At 63.2% G+C, this 22,887-nt stretch carries 24 protein-coding genes; 15 read left to right on the top strand and 9 right to left on the bottom strand.

All coding sequences use genetic code 11. From position 1 onward, the window contains the following. The gene (locus tag M8744_RS03480) at positions 1-456 is read right to left on the bottom strand and encodes a c-type cytochrome (RefSeq protein WP_251409458.1); all 456 of its coding nucleotides are present in this window, start codon (positions 454-456) and stop codon (positions 1-3) included. A 97-nt stretch (positions 457-553) separates the two neighbouring features. After that, on the bottom strand, positions 554-733 hold the full coding sequence (locus tag M8744_RS03475; RefSeq protein ID WP_251409455.1) for a hypothetical protein: 180 nt from the start codon (positions 731-733) through the stop codon (positions 554-556). Between the two features lie 75 nt (positions 734-808). Between M8744_RS03475 and M8744_RS03470 the strand changes: the two genes are divergently transcribed. Beyond that, positions 809-1,717: a tetratricopeptide repeat protein gene (locus M8744_RS03470; RefSeq protein WP_251409452.1), complete on the top strand. Its 909-nt coding sequence runs from the start codon at positions 809-811 to the stop codon at positions 1,715-1,717. Here M8744_RS03470 and hpt read toward each other — a convergent pair. Beyond that, the gene (hpt, locus tag M8744_RS03465; RefSeq protein ID WP_251410038.1) at positions 1,714-2,229 is read right to left on the bottom strand and encodes a hypoxanthine phosphoribosyltransferase; all 516 of its coding nucleotides are present in this window, start codon (positions 2,227-2,229) and stop codon (positions 1,714-1,716) included. The two genes, M8744_RS03470 and hpt, sit on opposite strands and share 4 nt — an antisense overlap. A 99-nt stretch (positions 2,230-2,328) precedes the next feature. Between hpt and M8744_RS03460 the strand changes: the two genes are divergently transcribed. The 3 genes from M8744_RS03460 to M8744_RS03450 all read left to right on the top strand — a co-directional run bounded on the left by M8744_RS03460 (position 2,329) and on the right by M8744_RS03450 (position 4,975). Then, the gene (locus tag M8744_RS03460; protein WP_251409449.1) at positions 2,329-2,787 is read left to right on the top strand and encodes a type II toxin-antitoxin system RatA family toxin; all 459 of its coding nucleotides are present in this window, start codon (positions 2,329-2,331) and stop codon (positions 2,785-2,787) included. After that, a complete protein-coding gene (locus tag M8744_RS03455) occupies positions 2,784-4,085 on the top strand; it encodes an MmgE/PrpD family protein (RefSeq protein ID WP_251409446.1) in 1,302 nt (433 codons plus the stop codon). Before M8744_RS03460 ends, M8744_RS03455 begins: the two co-directional genes overlap by 4 nt. A gap of 134 nt (positions 4,086-4,219) precedes the next feature. Then, entirely contained in the window at positions 4,220-4,975 is a 756-nt protein-coding gene (locus tag M8744_RS03450) for a helix-turn-helix transcriptional regulator (protein WP_251409442.1), read from the top strand. A gap of 390 nt (positions 4,976-5,365) precedes the next feature. Here M8744_RS03450 and tsf read toward each other — a convergent pair whose 3' ends face one another. From tsf to M8744_RS03435, 3 genes are all read right to left on the bottom strand, one after another. Then, complete coding sequence (tsf, locus tag M8744_RS03445; protein WP_251409439.1) at positions 5,366-6,241, bottom strand: translation elongation factor Ts; 876 nt, start codon at positions 6,239-6,241, stop codon at positions 5,366-5,368. A 111-nt stretch (positions 6,242-6,352) separates the two neighbouring features. Then, the gene (rpsB, locus tag M8744_RS03440) at positions 6,353-7,132 is read right to left on the bottom strand and encodes a 30S ribosomal protein S2 (RefSeq protein ID WP_251409436.1); all 780 of its coding nucleotides are present in this window, start codon (positions 7,130-7,132) and stop codon (positions 6,353-6,355) included. 198 nt (positions 7,133-7,330) lie between these two features. Next, positions 7,331-8,668, bottom strand: a complete 1,338-nt coding sequence (locus M8744_RS03435; protein WP_434481341.1) for a HupE/UreJ family protein — start codon at positions 8,666-8,668, stop codon at positions 7,331-7,333. On the opposite strand from M8744_RS03435, the gene M8744_RS03430 reads away from it, so the two are divergent. The 4 genes from M8744_RS03430 (at position 8,649) to M8744_RS03415 (ending at position 12,155) form a co-directional block, all read left to right on the top strand. Continuing rightward, complete coding sequence (locus tag M8744_RS03430) at positions 8,649-9,467, top strand: DUF4198 domain-containing protein (protein WP_251409433.1); 819 nt, start codon at positions 8,649-8,651, stop codon at positions 9,465-9,467. The two genes, M8744_RS03435 and M8744_RS03430, sit on opposite strands and share 20 nt — an antisense overlap. A gap of 48 nt (positions 9,468-9,515) precedes the next feature. Then, the gene (locus M8744_RS03425) at positions 9,516-10,412 is read left to right on the top strand and encodes a PfkB family carbohydrate kinase (protein ID WP_251409430.1); all 897 of its coding nucleotides are present in this window, start codon (positions 9,516-9,518) and stop codon (positions 10,410-10,412) included. Further along, positions 10,409-11,335, top strand: coding sequence for a pseudouridine-5'-phosphate glycosidase (locus M8744_RS03420; RefSeq protein WP_251409426.1), 927 nt, complete (start codon positions 10,409-10,411; stop codon positions 11,333-11,335). Before M8744_RS03425 ends, M8744_RS03420 begins: the two co-directional genes overlap by 4 nt. Positions 11,336-11,405: 70 nt before the next feature. Next, positions 11,406-12,155 (top strand): DUF502 domain-containing protein, encoded by a 750-nt coding sequence (locus M8744_RS03415; RefSeq protein ID WP_251409423.1) that lies wholly within the window; start codon positions 11,406-11,408, stop codon positions 12,153-12,155. A 45-nt stretch (positions 12,156-12,200) separates the two neighbouring features. Here the strand turns inward: M8744_RS03415 and M8744_RS03410 are convergent, their stop codons facing one another. Then, the gene (locus tag M8744_RS03410) at positions 12,201-13,244 is read right to left on the bottom strand and encodes a patatin-like phospholipase family protein (RefSeq protein WP_251409420.1); all 1,044 of its coding nucleotides are present in this window, start codon (positions 13,242-13,244) and stop codon (positions 12,201-12,203) included. Between the two features lie 147 nt (positions 13,245-13,391). On the opposite strand from M8744_RS03410, the gene M8744_RS03405 reads away from it, so the two are divergent. After that, the gene (locus M8744_RS03405; protein WP_251409417.1) at positions 13,392-15,035 is read left to right on the top strand and encodes an NAD(P)-binding domain-containing protein; all 1,644 of its coding nucleotides are present in this window, start codon (positions 13,392-13,394) and stop codon (positions 15,033-15,035) included. A gap of 37 nt (positions 15,036-15,072) precedes the next feature. Here the strand turns inward: M8744_RS03405 and M8744_RS03400 are convergent, their stop codons facing one another. After that, positions 15,073-15,846: a 3-hydroxybutyrate dehydrogenase gene (locus tag M8744_RS03400; RefSeq protein ID WP_251409414.1), complete on the bottom strand. Its 774-nt coding sequence runs from the start codon at positions 15,844-15,846 to the stop codon at positions 15,073-15,075. Between the two features lie 278 nt (positions 15,847-16,124). Between M8744_RS03400 and M8744_RS03395 the strand changes: the two genes are divergently transcribed. Further along, the gene (locus M8744_RS03395; protein WP_251409411.1) at positions 16,125-17,945 is read left to right on the top strand and encodes an extracellular solute-binding protein; all 1,821 of its coding nucleotides are present in this window, start codon (positions 16,125-16,127) and stop codon (positions 17,943-17,945) included. 26 nt (positions 17,946-17,971) lie between these two features. Further along, positions 17,972-18,094 carry an entericidin EcnA/B family protein gene (locus M8744_RS03390; RefSeq protein ID WP_251409408.1) on the top strand — a complete coding sequence of 41 codons (123 nt, stop codon included), beginning with the start codon at positions 17,972-17,974 and terminating at the stop codon, positions 18,092-18,094. Between the two features lie 6 nt (positions 18,095-18,100). Here M8744_RS03390 and M8744_RS03385 read toward each other — a convergent pair whose 3' ends face one another. After that, positions 18,101-18,724: a helix-turn-helix domain-containing protein gene (locus M8744_RS03385; protein ID WP_251409405.1), complete on the bottom strand. Its 624-nt coding sequence runs from the start codon at positions 18,722-18,724 to the stop codon at positions 18,101-18,103. A 64-nt stretch (positions 18,725-18,788) separates the two neighbouring features. Here M8744_RS03385 and M8744_RS03380 point away from each other — a divergent pair, with 64 nt between their 5' ends. From M8744_RS03380 to M8744_RS03365, 4 genes are all read left to right on the top strand, one after another. Then, entirely contained in the window at positions 18,789-20,300 is a 1,512-nt protein-coding gene (locus M8744_RS03380) for a class I adenylate-forming enzyme family protein (protein WP_251409402.1), read from the top strand. A 69-nt stretch (positions 20,301-20,369) separates the two neighbouring features. Beyond that, the gene (locus tag M8744_RS03375; protein ID WP_251409400.1) at positions 20,370-21,014 is read left to right on the top strand and encodes a DsbA family oxidoreductase; all 645 of its coding nucleotides are present in this window, start codon (positions 20,370-20,372) and stop codon (positions 21,012-21,014) included. A 127-nt stretch (positions 21,015-21,141) separates the two neighbouring features. Then, on the top strand, positions 21,142-21,462 hold the full coding sequence (locus tag M8744_RS03370; RefSeq protein WP_251409397.1) for a potassium channel family protein: 321 nt from the start codon (positions 21,142-21,144) through the stop codon (positions 21,460-21,462). Positions 21,463-21,570: 108 nt separating this feature from the next. Then, positions 21,571-22,785, top strand: a complete 1,215-nt coding sequence (locus M8744_RS03365) for a multidrug effflux MFS transporter (protein ID WP_251409394.1) — start codon at positions 21,571-21,573, stop codon at positions 22,783-22,785. The last annotated feature ends 102 nt before the right edge of the window (positions 22,786-22,887 follow it).

Raw genomic sequence — 22,887 nt, 5'->3', positions numbered from 1 at the left:
TCAGCCCTCAGGGGCGCGGTGATTGTCATGACACGCCTTGCAGGTGCCGCCGATCTGGCCCATTGCCGGGCCCAACGCCTCTTGCCCGTCAGCGGCAGCGGCTTGCATCACCTTGGCCGCCTCGCCGAAATCGGCCCATTTACCCAGGAAATCGTCGTGATCTTCCCAGATGGAAGGCTGCGCGCGGGTGCCATCGATGCTGAAATTATCCGATCCCTCGGGCCAGTGCGGGCCCTGCTGGATCATCGACACAGCCACCAGCGTATCCGCTGCCGATTGCGCTGCCTCCGCGTTGTAGTCCGTCTTGCCCTGGGCCATGTCGCCCAGGATTCCAAGGTTCAACGCCATGATGCGAAACTGGCCCTGGCGCGCCTTGAGTTGCGCCGAGAAATCCTGTGCCAGAACCGGGCTGGCGGCGAGGCAGGCAACAACGCCCGCAAGTGCTATCTTTTTCATTAAAACGCTCCCTTGTTATCCAAACGCTTGGGTTGAGTTTAGCAGCGATGTTTCAATTTCATATGACGCGATGGCAACGTCACGAAATCGTGAGCGTTTACCGCACGAACCGTCCGCGACCGCCATCTTCGAGCGTCAGCGCCTCGGGCCAGCCGAAAATCCACTCGATCGCGGCAAGCAGCAGACACAGCGCCACGACGGCCAGCACCAGCTTGACCCGTCCGGGGCTGGGCGGATGGCGCACCCAATGTGCCATGCGCAGAAACGGGTTGACCATTTTGAACGGCTCCGTCTTGTCGGGGCTTTCGATTATTGTAGTGTTTCACATGTCTGCTTACGGGATCAACAAACCATGCGTGCCGCGTTTCTTGCCCTGCTACTATGCCTGTCGCCCGCTGCCTTCGCGCAAGCCACGCCCGAGGCGCTGTCACGGGCGCAGGCCGATTTCACCGCGGGCCGTTTTGACGACGCGCTCAGGGTGATCGAACCGACCGCCCGCGCCGGCGACCCGACGGCACAGATGCTGCTGGGAACGGCCTATGACAACGGGCAGGGCAAGGCCGAAAGCCCGCGCCTTGCGCAAGATTGGTACAGTCGCGCAGCCGAACAGGGAAACGGCCCGGCGCAGCTGGCCCTGGCGCTCTTGGCGCTGGACGGGCGCGATGGGGCGCCACGCGACCCCGACACCGCGCGCCGCTGGCTGACGCAAGCGATGGGCCAGGGCCTGCCGCGCGCGTTCGTGGCACGCGGGCAGATGATGCTGGATGGCCAGGATGAACCACCAAACCCCGCGGCCGCCGCCGCGCTTTTGCTGACCGGGCTTGAACTTGGCGCGCCCGAGGCGGGTCTGATGCTGGCCGGGCTTTATGCCGAGGGCAGGGGCGTGACCCGCGACCAGAGCCGCGCGCGCGGCATTCTGGCCCGTGCCGCAAAGATGGGCCACGCCCCGGCCATGGCGCAACTGGCCGTGATGCACGAACTGGGGCAGGGCGGGCCTGCAGACCCGATGGCTGCCTACGCGCTGTATCAAGAGGCGGTGAACCTGGGCGATGCCAGTGCCGCCGTGAACCTTGCGCTGTTCATGCAACAGACCGAGGGCTACTGGACCGACCCGCCGCTGGCCCATGCCTATTGCCTGTGGGGCATCAGCAACGCCCCGCAAGATGTGGCCCCGCAATATGCCGAGCAGTGCGAGACACTCGCCGATGAACTGACACAAGAGCAACGTGACGAGGGCGCGCGCCTCGCCGCGACCTTTTAGCCCCCGTCGGTAAAGCGCACCTTGCCGATATAGGGCAAGTTGCGGTTTCGCTGGGCATAGTCGATGCCATAGCCCACCACGAACTCATCCGGAATCTCGAACCCGGTCCAGTCGGCCTTGACGGGTGTTTCACGCCGCGTTGGCTTGTCGAGCAGGGCGATGCTGCGCAGCTTGCGCGGCTTGCGTGCCTTGAGCAGGCCGATGACATGATGCAGCGTGTGGCCGGTATCGACGATATCCTCGACCACCAGAACATCGCGGCCTTCAATCGCGCCGCGCAGATCCTTCAGGATCTTGACCTCGCGGCTTGATTCCATTGCGTTGCCATAGCTTGACGCTTCGAGGAAATCGACTTCGACCCCCATGTCCAGTTCGCGCACCAGGTCGGCGATGAAAACGAAAGAGCCGCGTAGCAGCCCCACGACCACCAGCTTTTCCGAATCCGCGAACTCGGCCTCGATTTGCCTTGCCAATTCCTCGATCCGCGCCGCGATTTGCTTGGCCGAGATCATCGTATCGATGACATATGGACGCTGCACCCTTGGTCCCCCTTGCTTTTTCTCGCGCACAATACGAAATGAGGCCCCACTGTCACGACAAAAAGAGGCACCATGCCGACGCACGCCGAGACACGCACGCTGCCCTACACCGCGCAGCAGATGTATGACCTGGTCGCCGATGTGGCGGCTTACCCAAAGTTCTTGCCTTGGTGCTCTGCCGCACGGGTGCGCAGCGTCACGCCGCAGGCCGATGGCAGCGAGGTGATGGAGGCCGACCTGGTGATCTCGTTCAAGGTGTTCCGCGAACGTTTCGGCAGTCGGGTGCTGTTATGGCCGCAGGACAGGAAGATCCATACCGAGTACCTGGAAGGCCCTTTCAAATACATGAAATCCGATTGGGAATTCAAAGATGTAGAGGGTGGTGTTGATGTGTCGTTTTTCGTCGATTTCGAATTCCGCAACCGTCTGCTACAAGGGGCGGCAACGATGTTTTTCTACGAGGCGATGCAACGGATCGTGCGCGCCTTCGAAACACGGGCAAAAGACCTCTACGGAACGGGACGAACATGAATATCACGCAACAACTGGCTGACTTTGCTTGCAATTCCAAGAGCGAGGAAGTCACGCCTGACGCCGTGCTGATGACTCGCCTTTCGCTGCTTGACTGGGTTGCCGTGGGGCTTGCCGGCCGCGATGAGCCCGTGGCGCGCATCACCCGCGACATGGTGCTGGAAGAGGCGGGCACAGCCCAGGCCAGCCTGTTCGGCTCGCAAACCCGCGTGCCGGCGCGCGCGGCCGCGTTGGCCAATGGCGCCACCAGCCACGCGCTTGATTACGATGACACGCATTTCGCCCATATCGGGCACCCCTCGGTCGCCGTCTTTCCGGCCGCCTTGGCCATGGCGCAGGCGCGCGGCGCATCTGGGGCCGAATTCCTTCACGCCGCGCTTGTGGGAATCGAGGCCTCGATCCGCGTCGGGATCTGGCTGGGCCGCGCCCACTACCAGACCGGGTTTCACCAGACGGCAACCGCCGGCGCCTTTGGTGCAGGTCTGGCCGCCGCGCGGTTGATGGGCCTGGGGGCAGGGGATATGGCCATGGTTCTGGGCCTGCTGGCCACTCGCGCAAGCGGCCTGAAATCGCAGTTCAGCACGATGGGCAAACCCTTCAACGCCGGGCTGGCCGCCGCCAACGGGGTTGAAGCCGCACAGCTTGTGGCAAAGGGTTTTGTCGCCAACCCCGACGCACTTGAGGCCGCACAGGGCTTTGGGCCGACACATGCCGGTGAAAACATCACCAACGCGATGGAAGGCATTGGCAAGACTTGGTTTTTTGAAACGATAAGCCATAAGTTCCACGCCTGTTGCCACGGATTGCACGCCGCGCTTGAGGCGCAATCAACGCTGCTGCCCATCGCGCATGACGCGGTGCGCGCCATCAAGGTCACCACGCATCCGCGCTGGATGACCGTGTGCAACCAAACAGCACCCGACACCGGGCTGGGCGCGAAGTTCAGCTATTCCACGGTGCTGGCAATGCAGATCCTGGGGCACGATACCGCGCGGCTTGATAGCTACAGCGATGCAATTTGCGCCGACGCAAAGGTGCAGGCGCTGCGCACCAAGGTGAGCGTGGCCGCAGATGACAGCCTGCGCGAGACCGAAGCCCACGTGAGCATAAAGACGGATACCGATGTTCAGACAGCCGCGTTTGATCTTGATGCGCCCATGCCCATAGCCACGCGACAGGAAAAGCTGCAGACCAAGGCTGCCAGCTTGTTGGGCACGGCGCAAGCGGCCACGATATGGAAAACCATCAAGGCCGACGCCGATCCACGGACCATGGGGGAGATCATCGCCGGGGGATGACAGTCAACGGTTAATTCGCATAATCAGTATTATGTAATTATTTCCCCTTGGTAACGCGCGATATAACCCGAACGGCTCGACACCATTAGATTGTATGCTTATCATTCCTACTGATCCCAGCACCAAGGGTTTACATGATAAGCAGCCAGTATCTTGATGCACTGACCACCGCCTGCACCATCGAAGAACTATGGGCCATGCACACCCGACGCATGGCAGATTACGGCTTTGACAGGTTGCTTTACGGGTTCACCAGGCACCGATCGGGAAGATCCCTGGGAGACCCGGATGATTTCGTCATCCTGACCAATCACCCCGACAGCTATACCGAGGGGTATATCAACAGCGGCCTTTTCAAGAACGCCCCCATGACGAAATGGGCCCTCGATAACGAAGGAGCCCGAAGCTGGCGCGTGATCGCCGACCGCATTGCCAATGACACCCTCAGCGACACCGAGAAAGAGGTGATCGCCTTCAACCTGACACACAAGGTGCATGCGGGGTATTCGATCAGCTTCCGCTCGGTTTCGCCCCGGTCCAAGGGGGCGATTGCGCTGACCGCGCGGGCCGACCTAATCCAGGATGATGTCGACGCGATCTGGGCCGAGCATGGCACCGATATCACCGTTCTGAACAACATCGTGCATCTCAAGATCATGACCCTGCCCCATTTCAGCCCGTCTCGCGTGCTGACAAAGCGGCAGCGCGAGGTGCTGGAATGGGTCGGTGACGGAAAGACAACACAGGACATCGCCACGCTGCTTGGGCTGACCTCGGCCACTGTTGAAAAACATTTGCGCCTGGCGCGTGACGCGCTGAATGTTGAAACCACGGCCCAGGCGGTGATGAAAGCAGCCTTTCAGAACCAGATGTTCGTTGTCGAGCCATGAAAACGCCGGAAAACCGGGGCAAGTAGGGTTTCCCTTACTTTCCTGACGCTGGGGCAATGTGCATGTTGGCCGTGTTCCGTGAGTGGTGGCTTTAGCCTTGGAACATCCGGGTCGGACCCTTGCGATTACAAGGCTCTCCGGCCCGCTTTTACGGTTTGACCTCGTTTTCCCGAGTGTCTTGCCGTCTGGCCGGGTTCCCGCATCCCCATAGTCCCGGGGCCCGGTCGAGTATCAGTTCGTGTCATCCCCTTCGGGGATGGCACCACTCACCTTCCTTCCCAAACACGGTCTTTCATTGGTTTTGCCGCGCAAGGCGCCACAGTTTCGTTTTGCAAACGAAAACGGCGCCACCCGAAAGGGTGACGCCGTTCGAAAAATCCGTGGCCTGGTTTAGCCTTGGGCGGCCTTGGCGACTTCGGCGGCAAAGTCTTCCTTTTCCACCTCGATCCCCTCGCCCACTTCGAGGCGGACAAACCCGGTGATTTCGGCACCGGCTTCTTTCGCGGCGGCTTCGACCGTCAGATCGGGATTGACCACGAAATTCTGGCCCAGCAGCGTCACTTCGCTGAGGAATTTCTTCATCCGGCCTTCGATCATCTTTTCGATGACCTGTTCGGGCTTGCCCGATTCACGCGCGATGTCCATCTGCACTTGGCGTTCCTTGTCGACAACGGCCTGGTCCAGGTCGTCAGCCGACAGCGAGGCCGGGTTCACGGCTGCGATATGCATGGCAACCTGCTTGCCGAATGCCTCGTCGCCACCCTTCATCGCTACCAGAACGCCGATCTTGCCCATGCCGTCACCGGCGGCGTTGTGGACGTAAGAAACGATGGTCTCGCCTTCGAGCTTGGTCATGCGGCGCAGCGACATGTTCTCTCCAATCTTGGCGATCTTGTCGGTGATGGTGTCAGCCACGTTCTTGCCACCGAGGTCAGCTGTTTTCAGCGCCTCGACATCGTCAACACCAATCGCGGCGTTCGCGATCTGGGTGACCATGTCCTGGAACTCGGCGTTCTTGGCCACGAAATCGGTTTCTGCGTTCACTTCGACCGCGACGCCGCGGCCACCATCGACCTTGACGGCCACCAGGCCCTCTGCCGCGGTGCGGCCCGATTTCTTGGCCGCCTTGGCCAGGCCCTTGGTGCGCAGCCAGTCAACCGCGGCGTCCATGTCGCCATCGGTTTCGGTCAGCGCCTTCTTGGCGTCCATCATGCCTGCGCCAGTCTTGTCGCGCAGTTCTTTTACCAGTGCTGCTGTGATCGCCATCTCGGGATCTCCCAATATGTCTGAATGTTTTACGGGGCGCGTGCGCGGTATGACACGCGCCCCATGTCGGTTTCGTAACGCGCGCACCTAAATGCGCACGCGTCCGAGAAATCAGGCGTTCGCCTGGGTGGCGGGTTCTTCGGCCACGGCCTCTTCGGTCGGTGCCGCTTCCAGTTCGCCCACGTCGATGCCTGCTGCCCCCATCTGCGCCTGCATGCCGTCCAGCGCGGCGCGGGCCACGAGGTCGCAGTAAAGCGAAATGGCGCGGCTGGCGTCGTCATTGCCGGGGATGATGTAGTCCACGCCGGCGGGCGAGCAGTTGGTGTCGACAATGGCCACGACGGGGATGCCCAGCTTGTTGGCCTCGGCCACGGCGAGCGCCTCTTTCTTGACGTCGATGACGAACAGCATGTCGGGCACGCCGCCCATGTCACGGATGCCGCCCAGCGATGCTTCGAGCTTGTGCTGGTCGCGCTCCATGTTCAGGCGCTCTTTCTTGGTCAGGCCCTCGGCGCCCTGTTCCATTTGCTCGTCGATCTGCTTGAGGCGGTTGATCGACTGGCTCACGGTTTGCCAGTTGGTCAGCGTGCCGCCCAGCCAACGGTGGTTCATGTAATACTGTGCGCATTTTTCAGCGGCTTCGGCGATGGGCTGGCTGGCCTGGCGCTTGGTGCCGACGAACAGCACGCGGCCGTTCTTGGCCACGCATTCACGGATCGCGTTCAGCGCCGCGTCCAGCATCGGCACGGTCTGTGTCAGGTCGACGATGTGGATGCCGTTGCGCGCGCCATAGATGAACTCGCCCATCTTGGGGTTCCAACGCTGCGTCTGGTGGCCAAAGTGAACGCCAGCTTCCAACAGCTGACGCATGGAGAACTCGGGAAGAGCCATGTCTTATCCTTTCCGGTTTACGCCTTGGCGGGGGTGACAGCGCGGATGCGCCAACCGGTGGACCTTTTGGGGATGTCTGTCCAAATGGCCCGACCCCGCCTGCGGGATTGAGTGGCGCGCGTATACCGCCACCGGCAAAGACGCGCAACCCACAAACGACGAATAGGCCCATTTGACCGGCCCGCGCCTGCGCCGCCGTTACAAGAACACCCGCTCGACGAACCAGAAGCCACCCACGGCGGCGATGGCAACAGAGGCCGGGATTGCCACGAAACGGCGATAGCTTTCAAGCTGGTCCACGAAGGTGACTGCCAGCACGCAGCCTAGGCAAAGCGCCGCCAGAGGCCAGAAAAACACCGGTGCCCCCGCCCCCATGTAAGCCGCAAAGCCCGGCCCATCGAGCGCAAAGCTCAGCGCGACAAAGCCCAGCATTGCCAGGCCATACCCAACCTGCGCCGGGCGCAGGTCAGCCTCGCCCCGATCCACCCGTTGCGCCAGTGCCACGATTGCAAAAGCGATGGCGATCACCGTCAATTGTCCGATCTCGACGCCGATGTTGAAGCCGATCAATGCCGGCACGAATTGCCCATCGGGCAGGCCGAACTCTCCTAGAACGCTGGCAAACCCAAGCCCGTGCAGCAGCCCGAACCCGAATATCACCGCAGGCCGCCACGGGTTCAGCCCCCGCGCCCAGATATTCTCGACCGCGACGTAAACGATAGACGCGGCGATCAGCGGCTCGACGATGGCGCCCGATATGTTGACCCAACCCAACGCCCCAAGCGCCAGCGTTACAGTATGCGCGGCGGTAAAGGCTGTGATCTGCCACACCAGCGGGCGCAGGTGGGTGGACAGGAAAAACAGCCCCAGGACGAACAGGATGTGATCCAACCCCTTGGGCAGGATGTGATCGAAGCCAACGGGGATGTATTCGGCGAAAACCGCTAGGCCCGATTTCGGCGCTCCCTGCCCCGTCAGTGGGATGGGCGGGCTGGTCTCGCCACCATTCAGGTAGCCGGTAAAGGGCTCGTCAACGCCTTGCTGCCGCAAGATCAACGCGCCATACCCCTGCCCCCATTCAAGTGCCAGCGCCGAGGCGCCGGCGGGCAGATCGCCGCGCAGCACCACCTGCGACGGACGCGGCAGCTCGATGTATCCGGGCGCCTCCACCTGCACATCTTCGAGGATCAGCGGCACGGGCGCCTGCCCCGCGCGCAGCGTGATCCCTTGCCCAATCTGCGGCCAAGCATCTTGCAGCCGCTGGGCCATGTCATCCGGCGACAGCGCGCGCAGGGCGTCGTAATCGTCTGCGTTCTCGGCGGCGTTCGTATCTTCAAGCCCGTCCAGGTCCAGCCCGGCGACGAAAGCTTCGGCATTCATCCGCAGGCTCAACGTGACCGTGCCCCCCGCCGTTTCAAGGTCGGCGATGGTGGGCTGCACCTCGTGGGCCCGTGCAGGCAGGGCCAGAAGTGACAAAAGCATTGACAGGCACAGCCATTGCATCAGCTTTACGGCGATGAAGTTTACACGTGTCATATTCACGGTCCCCGCTGTTGTGCTGGCCCTGTCCGTGCAGGCCCTTGGGCATGAGTTATGGATTGAACCGGAAAATTATCAAGTCGAACCGGGTGCACCGCTTTCGGCGCAGATCAAGAACGGCGAGGGCTTCCAAGGCATCAACCAGGCATGGTTCGACAGGCGCATCGACCGGGTCGAGCAGTTGCAAAACGGCAACCTGGCCCCCGTTACGGGCCGTGCGGGCGACATTCCCGCGCTGCACCTGCCGGATGCGGGCGACGGGCTGTTGGTGCTGGCCTATCAAAGCACGGCGCAGACGCTGACCTATCGCGACTGGGCGACGTTCACCGATTTCGTGGAGCACAAGGCGCTTGCCGGCACGCTTCAACGCCACGCCGCGCGCGACCTGCCTGAAACCGGCTTCAAGGAGGCCTACAGCCGCCATGCCAAGGCGCTTGTCGCGGTTGGCGACGGGCGGGGCAGCGACCGTGACCTGGGGCTGAAGACCGAGTTCGTGGCGCTGGAAAACCCCTATTCCGACGACATGGCCGACGGGTTGACGGTGCGCCTGCTGTACCAAGGCGCCCCGCGCGACAATGCACAGGTCGAGGTATTCGCCCGCGCCCCGGATGGCGCGGTGACGATCACCACCACCCGAACCGATGAGAACGGCCAGGCGGTAATCAGCGTCGCGCCCGGTCATGACTATCTGCTCGATGCGGTGGTGATGCGCGAACCGGCCCCGGCGCTTGCCGAAGAAACCGGCGTGGTATGGGAATCGCTTTGGGCGGCGCTGACCTTTCGGGTGCCCGGGTGACGCACGACACCCCTTGCCGCCGCGCCTTGTCGCGGGCATCAAGGCAGGATGAACGCACGCCCCGACATAGTTTGTATCGGCTCGGTCCTCTGGGACATCATCGGGCGATCGGCCAGCGCGATGCGCGTGGGCTCGGACGTGCCGGGCCGCATCTCCCGCTTGCCGGGGGGCGTGGCATTGAACATCGCGATGGCGCTGGCGCGGTTCGGGCTGCGACCGGCGCTGTTGTCGGCGGTGGGCCGCGATGCCGAAGGGGATGATCTTGTCTCGGCCTGTGCGGCGCTGAACCTCGACACCGGCTATATCTACCGGTCCGACGACCTGCCCACCGATCGGTACATGGCCATCGAGGGGGCAAATGGCCTGATCGCCGCCATTGCCGATGCCCATTCGCTGGAATCGGCGGGGGACAAGATCTTGCGCCCGTTGGGCGACGGGCGGCTGGGCACTGCCGACGATCCGTTCGCGGGGACCGTTGCGCTCGATGGCAACCTGACCCAGGCGCTGCTGGAACAGATCGCCACCGACCCCGCGCTTGCGCGGGCCGACTTGCGTGTCGCGCCGGCTTCACCGGGCAAGGCCGAACGGCTGTTGCCCTTTTTGACCCACCCGCGCGCGGTTCTGTACGTGAACCTCGAAGAGGCCGGGCTGCTGGTGCAAGACAGGTTCGACAGCGCCGCGCAGGCCGCCGAGGCGCTTGTGACGCGCGGCGCGGCGCGGGCGCTAGTGACAGATGGCGGCGAAACCGCGGCCGAGGCCGTGGCCGGCGCCCCCACGCTGGAACGCAAACCGCCCGAGGTGCTGGTGACCCGCGTCACCGGCGCGGGCGATACTTTCATGGCTGCCCATATCGCCGCTGAACTGGCCGGTGCCGATCGCGCCGGCGCCCTGGCCCGCGCGCTGACGGCCGCCGCCGATTACGTATCCGGAGACACGCCCCTATGATCACCCCCATCCTGTCGCCCGAAGTGACCGAGGCGCTGGCCGAAAGCCGCGCTGTCGTGGCCTTGGAAAGCACCATCATCACCCACGGCATGCCTTGGCCGCAGAACCTGGAAACCGCGCAGGATGTCGAGCAGACGGTGCGCGACGCGGGCGCCGTTCCAGCCACCATCGCGGTGATCGACGGGGTGCTTCATGCCGGGCTGACAGGGCCACAGCTCGAGGCGCTGGCCCAGGCGAAAGGCGTGGCGAAACTGTCGCGCGCCGACCTGGCCGTATGCATGGCGCAGGGCCGCACCGGCGCCACCACCGTTGCGGCCACGATGATCGGGGCGCAGCTTGCGGGCATCGAGGTGTTCGCCACCGGCGGCATCGGCGGCGTCCACCAGGGCGCCGACCAGAGTTTCGACATATCGGCCGACCTGCACGAGCTGGCCCGCACGCCCGTCACCGTGATCGCCGCGGGCGCCAAGGCCATTCTGGACCTGCCCAAGACACTGGAAGTGCTGGAAAGCCTCGGGGTGCCGGTGATGGCCTATGGTCAGAACGACTTTCCGGCCTTCTGGTCGCGCGCCTCGGGGCTGGATGCGCCGCTGCGCGTCGACAGCGCTGCCGAAGTGGCTCGCGCGCACCGGATGCGCGCGGGTCTTGGCCTGGTCGGCGGGCAGTTGGTGGCCAACCCGATCCCGTCCGAAGACGAGATTCCGCTCAGGGAGCTTGCCCCCGTCATCGCCGCCGCACAGGAAGATGCGCAGGCCCGTGGCGTCACCGGCAAGGCGGTCACGCCTTTCCTGTTGCAGCGCATCTACGACCTGACCGGGGGCCGCTCGCTTGAGGCCAATATCGCGCTTGTGCACAACAACGCCCGACTGGCCGCGGCCATTGCCCGCGAATTATGCGGCGACGCGCTGCGGACATCGTCGTGATGCGTGCTCTATTGTGGCGCTGTTCGTTAAACCTTAAATAGGGGCCGACCCCAGCGGGACCGACCAGAAAATGACAACCCCCTTCGAGTTCAACGACTCCCCTGAACCGCCACGCAAGCCCGGACTTTTCGCGCGTCTGCGCTCGTCCTTTCTGACCGGGCTCGTGGTGATCGCGCCCGTCGGGCTGACGATATGGCTGGTCTGGACGTTGGTTGGCTGGGTTGACAGCTTCGTTCTGCCCTTCGTGCCTCAGGCCTATCAACCCGGCGAGGTGCTGCGCGCGCTGATCGGCACCGAGAATTACAACGCCTGGATCGGCGAAAACACCGAGATCAACATTCGCGGCGTCGGTGTCGTGATCTTCTTGCTGTTCACGATCCTGGTGGGTTGGCTGGCAAAGGGGCTGATCGGTCGCTCGCTCATTCGCTGGGGTGAGCATCTGGTCGACCGGATGCCGGTTGTGCGTTCGGTCTATAGCGGCGTCAAGCAGATCGCCGAAACGGTATTCGCGCAATCCGAAAGCAGTTTCGAAAAGGCGTGCCTGGTTCAGTATCCGCGCAAGGATATCTGGGCGATCGGCTTTATCTCGACCACCGCCAAGGGTGAAGTGGCGGAACGTGCCGAAACATCGGGCGCGTTGCTGAGCGTTTTCGTCCCCACCACGCCCAACCCGACATCGGGATTCCTGCTGTTCTTTCCGAAAGAAGACGTGATCGAGCTGGATATGAGCGTGGAAGACGCGGCCAAGCTGGTGATATCGGCCGGGCTTGTCTATCCCAACCCCAAGGATCCGGCCAAACCGCCACGCGCGCGGGGATGAAGCCGCGCCCGTCCGGCCACCCGGCTACGAATACAGGGGCGCCGATCACTCGTACATCGCTTGCAAATCCACCGTGCTGCGTTGGCCAAGGTCGCTCTTGTGCGCGGCCAGGAAAGCATCGGCCGCCGCGCGCCCCGCGTCTTTCAACTGCGCCAGCAACACGGGCCCCGGCGCCAGCTTGGTTGCCACCGACAGCTCGGTCATCAATGCGTCATCCGCGATCATGTGGACCAGCACAGCCTTCATGTGACCCCGTTGCAGGCTGCCATCGTCCAGCAGCCGCTTGACGAACCCAATCGCGCGCAATTCGCGCAACAAAGAGCTGTTGAAACTGATCTCGTTGATCCGGTTATGAATCTGTTGCGGCGTTCTGGGCACTTCCGCGCGTTCCAACGGGTTTATGTTCACGATCAGCACGTCATCGGGCAGGTCGGGCGCGAACAGCGGAAACAGTGCCGGGTTCCCGGTATAGCCTCCATCCCAGAATGCCTCGGTCTCGCCGGTTGCGGGGTTCTCGATCTCGACCGCACGGAACAACGTCGGAAGGCAGGCAGAGGCCAGGATCGCATCCGGGCTGATATCGTCGCCGGTAAAGACGCGTATTTTGCCGGTTTGAACGTTGGTCGCGCAGATGAACAGGCGTGGCCCATCGGCTGCGCAAACCGTGTCATAATGGAACCGCTCGGCCACCTTGCGCAGCGGAATGTCCCAGAACGGGCCCCATGCATAGGGTGAGGAAAACCGCGCCGCCGCATCCGCCATCGCGTTGCCAAGCGAGAATTCGAACGCCCGCCCCAGCACCGCGGCCGGCGGCGCGAATGCCATCATCCATTGCGTCATCGGCGTGTCCTGGATCGCGCCCAGTTGCTGCCAAAGCCAATCCAGGTTGGCGCGCGCACCTTCGCGACCGCCCTCCAGCAAGCCCGATTTGAAGGCCGCGCCGTTCATCGCACCCGCCGAGGTGCCGGAAATGGCCGCCACCTCGATATCGTCTTCGTCCAGCAACCTGTCCAGCACGCCCCAGGTAAAGGCGCCATGCGCACCGCCGCCCTGAAGCGCCAGGTTTATCCGTATCGGCCCCTTGCCCATTTCGTTTACGTCCCTTTTCGCTGATCGACCTAAGAGAGAGTTTTTCGCCCTTTGGTGGCAAAAAACCTTTTCGCACGCACCGTTCCCCGCTTAACTTGGGGCTACAGATCCATATTCAACGTCAACTTGCCAGCTTGAGGAAATACAATGACATCCAAGCCAACTCCGATTGATTGCCTGATCATCGGTGCCGGCGCGGCCGGGCTGCAAGCCGCCTATTTCCTGGACAAGAAGGGCCTCGGCTTTCACGTGCTTGAACGTGGGCAGGTTGGCCAGTTCTTTCGAGATTTCCCGCGGCAGCGTAATCTGATTTCCATCAACAAGGTACATACAGGGCTGTCGAACCCCGACACAAGGTTGCGCTTCGACTGGAACAGCCTTCTGAACGACGAGGGTGACCTGGTCACGACGCGCAGCCGCCGTTACTTCCCCACGGCCGACGAGTTTGTCGATTACCTTGGCGATTTTTCGCAGCGCTTCGCCGACAGGATCAGCTGTGGCGTGACAGTCACCCGCATCGCCAAGCCTGACGAGACTTTCTTGGTGGAAACCGACGATGGGCAGGTCTGGCGCGCACGCACGGTGATCGTGGCCACGGGCATGACGAAGCCTTGGCAGGCCGAGATCGACGGGATCGAGCATGTGGAAAATTATTTCGACTACGATTCCACCAAGACGCGTTTTCGCGACAAGCGCGTGGCGATACTGGGCAAGGGCAATTCGGCTTTCGAGACCGCCGAATCCCTGATCGAGGAGGCGCAATCGATCCATGTCATCAGCCCCAACTCCATCAAGCTGGCGTGGAACTCGCATTTCGTGGGCCATCTGCGGGCGGTGAACACCAATTTCCTCGATACGTACCAGTTGAAGTCACAAAATGCCGTGGTAGATGGCACGATCACCCGCATCGTACCCGAGAACGGCGGCTACACGCTCCATATCGCCATGTCGGCGGCCGAGGGGCACGAGATCGTGCTGCATTACGATCATGTCATCGCCTGCACGGGCTTTCGGTTCGACGACCAGATCCTTGATCCTGCGATCCGCCCCGACTTGCGCCACATGGGCAAGTTTCCCGCCATGACCGCGCAATGGGAAACCGAAACAGCGGCGGGGCTGTATTTTGCCGGCACGTTGATGCAATCGCGCGATTTCAAAAAAACCATGTCGGGATTCGTGCACGGGTTTCGCTACAACATCCGCTGCCTGGTCGAGTTCGTGGCGGCGCGGCTGACCGGCGCGGCCTACCCACATGCAACCGCCCCCCTCGACGCGCAGGCGCTGGGCGCGCTGCTGATCGACCGTTTCAGCACCGCCTCGGGCATTTTCCTGCAACCAGGTTTTCTGGGCGACGTGGTCGTGCTGGACGGGCCCGACGCGGGCGCGATTTATACCGACGTGCCCGTGGATTGGACGGATGATGCGCCCGGCTTCGCAGGCCGCACCCTGCTGCGCGCGACGCTGGAGTTCGGAAATTTCGGGGCCAATTCGATGCATGTGAAGCGCGAACACACGCTCGACGGCAGCACACCCGACCCGTTCATTCACCCGGTGTTGCGGCTGGTGCGCGATGGCGAGGTGCTGGCGCAAACCCATCTGTCCGACCACCTCGACAGCGATTGGCGCGCGCCCGCGGCCAAGGACGCCGGCAACGGCACCGTGCAGCGCATGACCTATGTGGATGCCGGGCAAACCCTGCCAGGTCACGAGGTGGCCCAACGACAGATCGCGGCGTTTTTCGCGGCGCAAGGCCTGTTCTCCGATGCGCCCCAGGCAATTCCGGCGCAGTGATGCCAGCCTGAGCGGGCCGCGCGCCCCTGTCGCGCGCCTACAAGGCGGTCCAGCCGCCATCCACGCTGATCGTGGTGCCCGTGATCTGGTCCGCCGCGGCCGAGCACAGAAACACCGCCGTGCCGCCGATCTGCTCGACGGTTGCGAATTCCTTCGAGGGCTGGCGCTCCAGTATCACTTTCTGGACGGCCTCTTCCTCGGTCATGTCGTATTTCTTGGCCGTGTCGGGAACCTGCGCTTCGACCAGCGGGGTCTTCACGTAGCCGGGGCAGATCGCGTTGGCGGTGATCAGCTCTTGCGCGGTTTCCAGTGCGGTGACCTTGGTCAGCCCCACAACCCCGTGCTTGGCGGCCACGTAGGCCGATTTGAAGGGCGAGGCCGTCAACCCGTGCGCCGAGGCAATGTTGACCACGCGCCCCCAACCCGCCTTGCGCATCATCGGCAGCGCCGCAGCGGTGCAGTGAAAGGTCGAGGACATGTTGATGGCGATGATCGCATCCCATTTCTCGGTCGGGAAATCCTCGATCGGGCTTACATGCTGGATGCCGGCATTGTTGACCAGTATATCGCAGGCACCCGCCTGCTCGATCAAGGCACGACATGCCTCGGGGTTTGACATGTCGGCCTGAATATACCGCGCGGTCACGTTGAACTCGGCACCGATCTCCTGCGCCAGCCGGTGATCTTCGTCATTATCGGTAAACGAGTTCAGCACCACGTCAGCCCCCGCGCGGGCCAATTCGCGCGCGACGCCCAACCCTATACCCGAATTCGAGCCGGTGATGATCGCGGTCTTGCCCTTCAGCTCCATGACATGTCCTTTCGCTTTGCTGCTTTGCAGCAAAGGATAGACCCTTGGCGCACGATTGAAACCGCAAACAACGCCCCATTGCCCGCAGACAAAAAAAACCCCGGCCGAAGCCGGGGTAAGTCATTGAGGCAGGTTTCATACAGGCAAGAAACCTATCGAGCAGTGCCCCCTTTATAAGCAAATGGCGCCGCGACTCCAAGCTAAAAGTTTGAAAAGACGTGAATCCACCGCTACGCTGGCCGCCAATAAAACAAGGTCAGAGCAGGATTGTTGCGCATATGCGACCACTATTTTTCCGCCCATTTCGGCTGTCTATCCTGCTTGTCGCCTTTGTTTTCCTGGGTGTTCAGGGATTCGCACAGCCCAGCCACGGGATCGCCATGTATGGGGAACCGGCCCTGCCGCCAGATTTCACCGCCCTGCCCTATGCCAATCCCGATGCACCGACAGGTGGGCGGCTGATCGAGGGCAACACAGGCGGATTCGATTCGCTCAACCCGTTCCTGCGCAAGGGCACGGTGCCCTGGCAGCTGCGATTCTATGCCTATGAATCGCTTATGGCCCGGAATTGGGACGAACCGTTCACGCTCTACGGCCTGCTGGCCGAATCTGTCGAAACCGGCCCCGATCGAACCTGGGTCGAATTCACCCTGCGCGATGCGGCGCGGTTTTCCGATGGCAGCCCCGTCACCGCCGAAGACGTGATCTGGTCGTTCGAGACCCTGGGCACCAGCGGCCACCCCCGGTACCTCGGCTTCTGGACTCGCGTCGAAAAGATAGAACAGACCGGCCCGGGCAAGGTTCGCCTGACATTCAACGAGGCGAACCGCGAACTTGCCCTGATCGCGGGGCTGCGCCCGATCCTGAACAAGGCGCAATGGCAAGGGCGCGATTTCACCGCCGGCGGTATCGAGGACATTCCCCTGGGCACCGGGCCCTACGTGGTGGACCGCTATGAAACCGGCCGCCTGGTCGTGCTGCGTCGCAACCCCGACTACTGGGGTGCCGACCTGCCCATCCGGCGTGGCACGGCCAATCTCGATGAAATCAGGATCGAGTTCTTCGGCGACGAGAACGTGATGTTCGAGGCGTTCAAGGCCGGCGTTCTGAATTTCTACCGCGAACCCAATGCCGATAGATGGGCCACGCAATACGATTTCCGCGCCGTGCGCTCGGGCGAGATCGTGAAATCGGAAATCCGGCATCAGCGCCCATCGGGCATGACCGGCTTCGTGATGAACACCCGCCGCCCTCAATTGGCCGATTGGCGGGTCCGGCAGGCGCTGATACTGGCGTTCAATTTTCCCTATATCAACGAAACCATCACCGGCGGGCGCCAGCCGCGGATCACCTCGTATTTCTCGAACTCCGAACTGGGAATGCGCAACGGTCCGGCACAGGGCGCCGTGCGCGACCTGCTGGCGCCTTTCGCCGACGCGCTGCCGCCCGGCGCGCTTGAGGGGATAACCCTGCCGGAGGGCGACCCGTCGCCGCGCAATCGCGGCGATCTGCGCCGCGCCGTGCACCTGCTGGCCGAGGCCGGCTGGACCGTGCAAAACGGCGTATTGCGCAATGCCGATGGCACGGCATTGCGCATCGAGGCGGTGCTGCGCCAGGGCGACAAACGCATGGAAAGCGTGCTTCAGATCTATTCCCGCGCCCTGGAACGGCTGGGAATCGGCCTGACCATTCGCAGCATCGATAATGCCCAGTTCACCGAGCGCGAAGCCAATACCGATTTCGATCTCATGCCCTTTCGCCGCGATCTTTCGCTGTCGCCGGGCAACGAGCAGCGGCTTTACTGGGGGTCGGACAACGCGGATATCGCGGGCACGCGCAACCTGATGGGTGTCAAAATCCCGGCGGTCGACGCGATGATCGACGCGCTTTTGACCGCGAAAACTCCCGAACGGTTCAACGCCGCCGCCCGCGCGCTGGATCGGGCGCTGATGGCCGGTCGTTTCGTCATCCCGACCTGGACCACGCTGACCGACCGCGTGGCCCATGCGAAAAACTTGCGATTTCCCGAGAAAACGCCAATATACGGAGACAGGATCGGCTGGATGCCCGATGTCTGGTGGTCCGAACCGAACGAATAAAAACGACGAACGAAGGCAGAGCAGCAATGAAATTCGCAAGGCAAGCAGGTCTTGTGGCGCTGGTGGCCCTGTTGGCCGGATGCGGCACGATAGATGGCGTGGGTCAAGATATCTCGGGCGCGGCGCGCACCGTGCAAAGCTGGTTCTGAGCGGCCTCAGACCAGCGCGGTCACCCAAAGGATCGTGGCATCCTCGGCGCTGACAGACACGACGTTATGGCCCATCGCCGCGTCGTAATAGGCGCTGTCACCCCGGCGCATCTCGACGGGTTCGTAGAACTCGGTGTAAAGCCGAATCACCCCTGTCAGCACGTAAAGGAATTCCTCTCCGTCATGGCGCACCCAGCCATCGAACTCGTCCATTGATCGCGCGCGCACGCGGGCGCGGTAGGGCAGCATCTTTTTCTTGGTCAGGCTGTCGGCCAGCAACTCGTGCTCGTAGGTGGTAGTGGCATGTGCCGCGCCATCCTCTGAGCGGGTGATGGCCATGCGCCCGGTGATCTGGTCACGGCGCGGCGGTGTGAAAAGCTGCGGCACCGAGATGCCCAACCCCGTGGCCAGCTTTTTCAACGCCTCGTAGGTGGGCGACATCTGCCCGTTCTCGATCTTCGACAGGGTCGAGCGGGCCAACCCCGCTTGCCCGGCAGCCTGTTCAAGGGTCCAGTCGCGCGCCTTGCGCAGCTCGCGCACGCGGCTGCCCAGGTTCAGCGGTTCGGTCGTTTCATCCTCTCCGCTGGCGCGCGCGATGCGGATCAGGGCCCTTGGGTCGCGTTCTGTCATGCGGTTGCTATAGGCCGCGCGGCATGGCCTTGCAACTGCGCGCGCGCGGGCCTAACCCATGGCCATGACCGCGATATTCGACTCCGGCGCCTCCGCGCCCTGCCCCTCGCTCTTCAACATGGCCGCCTACGTGCTGGCCCATGCCGACGACCTGCCCGACAAGATCGCGCTGTCCGTCCTGTCAGTCGGGGGCGCCGACAGGTGGAGCTACGCGCGCCTTGCCGCCGCCGTGCGCGGAACCGGCACCGGCCTGCTGCGTGCCGGGTTCCAGCCGGGCGACATCCTGATGATGCGACTTGGCAACACGGTGGAATTTCCCATTGCCTACCTGGGCGCCATCGCCGTGGGCCTTGTGCCGGTGCCCACCTCCAGCCAGTTGACAGCGGCCGAGGTAGAAAAAATGGTTGCGGCGCTCGGCCCCGCGGGCGTTCTGCACGATGCCGAGGTGCCCTGCCCCACCGATCCGGGCGTGCCGGTGATCGACACGGACGCGTTGCAGGCCATGCGCGACCTGCCGCCCTGCGACTATGCCATGGGCGACCCCGAGAGGCTGGCCTATATCGTCTTTACCTCGGGCACCTCGGGCATGCCCCGCGCGGTTTGCCATGCACACCGCGCGATCTGGGCGCGGCGCATGATGCATGAAGGCTGGTATGACCTGAATCGTGACGACAGGCTGCTTCACGCTGGGGCGTTCAACTGGACATTCACGCTGGGCACCGGGCTGATGGACCCGTGGAGCGTGGGGGCCACCGCGCTGATCCCGGCACAGGGCGTTGGCCCCGAAACACTGCCGCTGCTGCTGAAACGGCACGATGCCACGATTTTTGCCGCCGCGCCCGGCGTCTACCGCAAGGTGCTCAACCACCATGAGCAGCTTGACCTGCCACGCCTGCGCCACGGTCTTGCGGCGGGCGAAAAGCTGTCTGACAGCATCCGCCAGCATTGGAACGACGCCACCGGCACCCGGATTTACGAGGCTTACGGGATGTCGGAATGTTCCACCTTCATCTCGGGCAGCCCGCTCCACCCCTCGCGGCCCGGTATGCTGGGCCAACCGCAAATGGGCCGCCGCGTGGCCATCGTGGATGACGCGGGCCAGCCGGTGCCGATGGGCGCGCCTGGCACCATCGCCGTCTCCACCCGCGATCCCGGGCTCATGCTGGGCTATCTGGGCGCCGAAGAGGAAACCGCCGCTCGTATCAAGGGTGAATGGTTCATTACCGGCGACCAGGGCCACATGGACGAAGACGGCCAGATCGCCTACCACGGGCGCGACGACGACATGATGAACGCGGGCGGTTACCGCGTCTCCCCGCTCGAGGTCGAGGCCGCGTTGCTGGCCCATCCCGGCATTATCGAGGCCGGCGCCACCGATATCGAGGTGAAAGAAAACGTGCGCCTGATCGCCGCCTTCTACACCGGCCCGGCCGATATCCCCGAGGCCGAGTTGCGGGCCTGGTGCGCCGAACGGCTGGCCCGGTACAAGCAGCCGCGCCTGTTTCGCCGTCTTGACGCGATGCCCACCAACCCCAACGGCAAGTTGCAGCGCAAGTCGCTCAAGGAACTGGTCTGACACCATGCCCCCGCTGGCCATGATGCCCCGGCCCTGATAGGTCCGGGGCGACCCATCGAAAGGCCCGCCATGATCAAGCTTGATATCTTCTCTGACCCGATCTGCCCCTGGTGCTACATCGGCAAAGCGCGACTGGACCGCGCATTGGAGCAACGCCCCGATCATCCCTTCACGATCGAATGGCACCCCTTTCAGCTGAACCCCGACATGCCGCGCCAGGGCATGGACCGGCGCAGCTACCTGGAGGCCAAGTTCGGCGGCAAGGAAGCCGCGGTAAAAGCCTACATGCCCGTGGTCGAACACGCCAAGGCCGCGGGCCTGACCATCGATTTCGAGGCGATCCGGCGCACCCCCAACACGCTGGACGCCCACCGCCTGATCCACTGGGCCGGTATCGAGGGCAAGCAGACATTCGTCGTCAGCACCCTGTTCCGCGCCTATTTCGTCGACGGGCGCGACATAGGCGAACCGGAAGTACTGGCCGACATCGCTGACAGCGCCGAGATGGATGCCGGCGTCGTGCAGCGGCTCCTGGCCTCTGATGCCGATATCCAGGAAATTCGCGACCGCGACGCCGCCGCGCGCGAGATGGGCATCACCTCGGTGCCCACCTTCATCGTCAACCGCCAACACGCGGTGCCGGGCGCACAGGACACTGCGCTTTGGTTGCAGGTCATGGACGAGATATCCGGGCAGATGCGCGACGACGCCTGACCCCTGTGCCAGCTTGCCGGTCAGGCGCCCCGCCGCTTGGGCCTGGGCCCTCCGGCGGCACGGGACACTGGACCTTTGCCGCCGAGTTTGCGATCTCGGTCCTGGCGCGGAGAGCCTGGAGGACAGCATGAACTCAGAAGCGGGCAAGGTCATCATCGCGGCGCTGGTGGGCGTGATCGCCACCGGCACCGTGTTCTTTCATTTCGTTGAAGGCTGGGGCTGGATCGACGCATATTTCTTTACCGTCGTGACGCTGTCGACCGTGGGCTATGGCAGCCTTGTGCCCGCCACCCCGCTTGGCAAGATCGCCGCCACGGTGCTGATCTTTGCCGGGCTCGGCATCTTTGCCGCCGCGATCCAGCATTTCTCGAATATCACCATTGCCAGCCGCCTGCGCCGGCGACGTGCAGAGCGCGAGAAAAAGCATCCAACCGACAACCCGGACTAGGGCGCGCTTACCTCGCGTCAATGAGTACCCGTATCACCTTGCGCTTGCTACTTATGCGCGATTGATGTTGTTCAACCATGTTTCCTGATCACGGATATGTAAGACCGCATGCGCAGCAAGCCATTGTCCCTTGTCGAGTTCATCGCCCTGATGGCGATGCTGTTTGCCACAATCGCGTTCTCCATCGATGCCATGCTGCCCGGCCTGCCGCAGATGGCGGCCGAGCTCACACCAGCCGCGCCCAATCGCATCCAGATGATCGTCACCAGCTTTGTCATCGGAATGGGGCTGGCCACGTTCTTCATCGGGCCGCTTTCCGATGCGCTGGGGCGACGCCCCGTGCTGCTGGCGGGGGCCGGTCTTTACGTACTTGCCTCGCTGCTGGCCTGGCAGGCACAAACGCTCGAGCTCCTGCTGGCCGCCCGCGTGTTGCAAGGCATCGGCGCGTCGGGGCCTCGCGTGGTCGCCATGGCGATCGTGCGCGACCTTTACTCAGGCAGGCAGATGGCGCGCATCCTGTCGTTGATCATGATGACCTTCACGCTGGTTCCTGCCATCGCCCCGCTGTTCGGCGCCTGGATCATCAGCCTCGCGGGTTGGCGCGCGATCTTTCTGGCCTTTGTCTGCTTCTCCGTACTGATCGCCACGTGGCTGGCGCTGCGGCAGCCTGAATCCCTGCCGGTCGAGAAACGCCGCCCGCTGCGCTTTTCGCTGATGGTCGCGGCGCTGATGGAAATGCTGCGCCACCCCACGGTCAGCCTTGCGCTTCTGGCTCAGGCGTTCTGCTACACCATGCTTTTTTCCATGATCAGCCTGGTGCAACCGATCTATGACAAGGTGTTCGACGCCGCCGAAAGCTTTCCCTACTGGTTCGCGCTGGTGTCTCTTATCGCCGCCTCGGCCTCGTTCCTCAACGCCAGGCTGGTGATTCGCCTTGGCATGCGGCGTCTGGCCAGCTTCGCCTTCGGCACGCAGGTGGTTCTGTCGCTCGTCGTGACGCTATTGTGGCTTGCCGCTGTCCCGACCGATATCATGTTCGGCATCTTCATCGGCTGGCAGGCAAGCGTTTTCTTCCAGACCGGCCTGACCATCGGCAATCTCAATGCCCTCGCGATGGAGCCCATGGGCCATGTCGCGGGCATGGCGGCCAGCGTGATAGGCTCGGTCTCGACCATCCTGGGCGCGCTGATGGCCGTGCCCATCGGGCTGGTCTTCGACGGCACGCTCCTGCCCTTGTCGCTGGGTATCGCGACGGCCTGCCTGGGCGCCTATCTTGCGCTCAAGGCCATGGTCCGGGTCGAACGGCGCTACCCCTCGACCTGACCGCGCGCGGGGGCGTTTCCCGCACGGGTACCCCCGGCCCCGACGCGGCACACCACGGCCCCGTGACGGCCCCGCAAAGACCAGCTATGACCGGGGCATACG

This window comes from Lutimaribacter degradans (assembly GCF_023703375.1).
Taxonomy (GTDB): domain Bacteria; phylum Pseudomonadota; class Alphaproteobacteria; order Rhodobacterales; family Rhodobacteraceae; genus Lutimaribacter; species Lutimaribacter degradans.
This window is presented reverse-complemented; position numbering and strand designations above follow the sequence as displayed.

What these genes read in the sequence shown, in the direction of transcription:
- M8744_RS03480 (WP_251409458.1), bottom strand. Translation starts at nt 456, where the DNA reads ATGAAAAAGATAGCACTTGCGGGCGTTGTTGCCTGCCTCGCCGCCAGC.
- M8744_RS03475 (WP_251409455.1), bottom strand. Translation starts at nt 733, where the DNA reads ATGGTCAACCCGTTTCTGCGCATGGCACATTGGGTGCGCCATCCGCCC.
- M8744_RS03470 (WP_251409452.1), top strand. Translation starts at nt 809, where the DNA reads ATGCGTGCCGCGTTTCTTGCCCTGCTACTATGCCTGTCGCCCGCTGCC.
- hpt (WP_251410038.1), bottom strand. Translation starts at nt 2,229, where the DNA reads ATGATCTCGGCCAAGCAAATCGCGGCGCGGATCGAGGAATTGGCAAGG.
- M8744_RS03460 (WP_251409449.1), top strand. Translation starts at nt 2,329, where the DNA reads ATGCCGACGCACGCCGAGACACGCACGCTGCCCTACACCGCGCAGCAG.
- M8744_RS03455 (WP_251409446.1), top strand. Translation starts at nt 2,784, where the DNA reads ATGAATATCACGCAACAACTGGCTGACTTTGCTTGCAATTCCAAGAGC.
- M8744_RS03450 (WP_251409442.1), top strand. Translation starts at nt 4,220, where the DNA reads ATGATAAGCAGCCAGTATCTTGATGCACTGACCACCGCCTGCACCATC.
- tsf (WP_251409439.1), bottom strand. Translation starts at nt 6,241, where the DNA reads ATGGCGATCACAGCAGCACTGGTAAAAGAACTGCGCGACAAGACTGGC.
- rpsB (WP_251409436.1), bottom strand. Translation starts at nt 7,132, where the DNA reads ATGGCTCTTCCCGAGTTCTCCATGCGTCAGCTGTTGGAAGCTGGCGTT.
- M8744_RS03430 (WP_251409433.1), top strand. Translation starts at nt 8,649, where the DNA reads ATGAAGTTTACACGTGTCATATTCACGGTCCCCGCTGTTGTGCTGGCC.
- M8744_RS03435 (WP_434481341.1), bottom strand. Translation starts at nt 8,668, where the DNA reads ATGACACGTGTAAACTTCATCGCCGTAAAGCTGATGCAATGGCTGTGC.
- M8744_RS03425 (WP_251409430.1), top strand. Translation starts at nt 9,516, where the DNA reads ATGAACGCACGCCCCGACATAGTTTGTATCGGCTCGGTCCTCTGGGAC.
- M8744_RS03420 (WP_251409426.1), top strand. Translation starts at nt 10,409, where the DNA reads ATGATCACCCCCATCCTGTCGCCCGAAGTGACCGAGGCGCTGGCCGAA.
- M8744_RS03415 (WP_251409423.1), top strand. Translation starts at nt 11,406, where the DNA reads ATGACAACCCCCTTCGAGTTCAACGACTCCCCTGAACCGCCACGCAAG.
- M8744_RS03410 (WP_251409420.1), bottom strand. Translation starts at nt 13,244, where the DNA reads ATGGGCAAGGGGCCGATACGGATAAACCTGGCGCTTCAGGGCGGCGGT.
- M8744_RS03405 (WP_251409417.1), top strand. Translation starts at nt 13,392, where the DNA reads ATGACATCCAAGCCAACTCCGATTGATTGCCTGATCATCGGTGCCGGC.
- M8744_RS03400 (WP_251409414.1), bottom strand. Translation starts at nt 15,846, where the DNA reads ATGGAGCTGAAGGGCAAGACCGCGATCATCACCGGCTCGAATTCGGGT.
- M8744_RS03395 (WP_251409411.1), top strand. Translation starts at nt 16,125, where the DNA reads ATGCGACCACTATTTTTCCGCCCATTTCGGCTGTCTATCCTGCTTGTC.
- M8744_RS03390 (WP_251409408.1), top strand. Translation starts at nt 17,972, where the DNA reads ATGAAATTCGCAAGGCAAGCAGGTCTTGTGGCGCTGGTGGCCCTGTTG.
- M8744_RS03385 (WP_251409405.1), bottom strand. Translation starts at nt 18,724, where the DNA reads ATGACAGAACGCGACCCAAGGGCCCTGATCCGCATCGCGCGCGCCAGC.
- M8744_RS03380 (WP_251409402.1), top strand. Translation starts at nt 18,789, where the DNA reads ATGACCGCGATATTCGACTCCGGCGCCTCCGCGCCCTGCCCCTCGCTC.
- M8744_RS03375 (WP_251409400.1), top strand. Translation starts at nt 20,370, where the DNA reads ATGATCAAGCTTGATATCTTCTCTGACCCGATCTGCCCCTGGTGCTAC.
- M8744_RS03370 (WP_251409397.1), top strand. Translation starts at nt 21,142, where the DNA reads ATGAACTCAGAAGCGGGCAAGGTCATCATCGCGGCGCTGGTGGGCGTG.
- M8744_RS03365 (WP_251409394.1), top strand. Translation starts at nt 21,571, where the DNA reads ATGCGCAGCAAGCCATTGTCCCTTGTCGAGTTCATCGCCCTGATGGCG.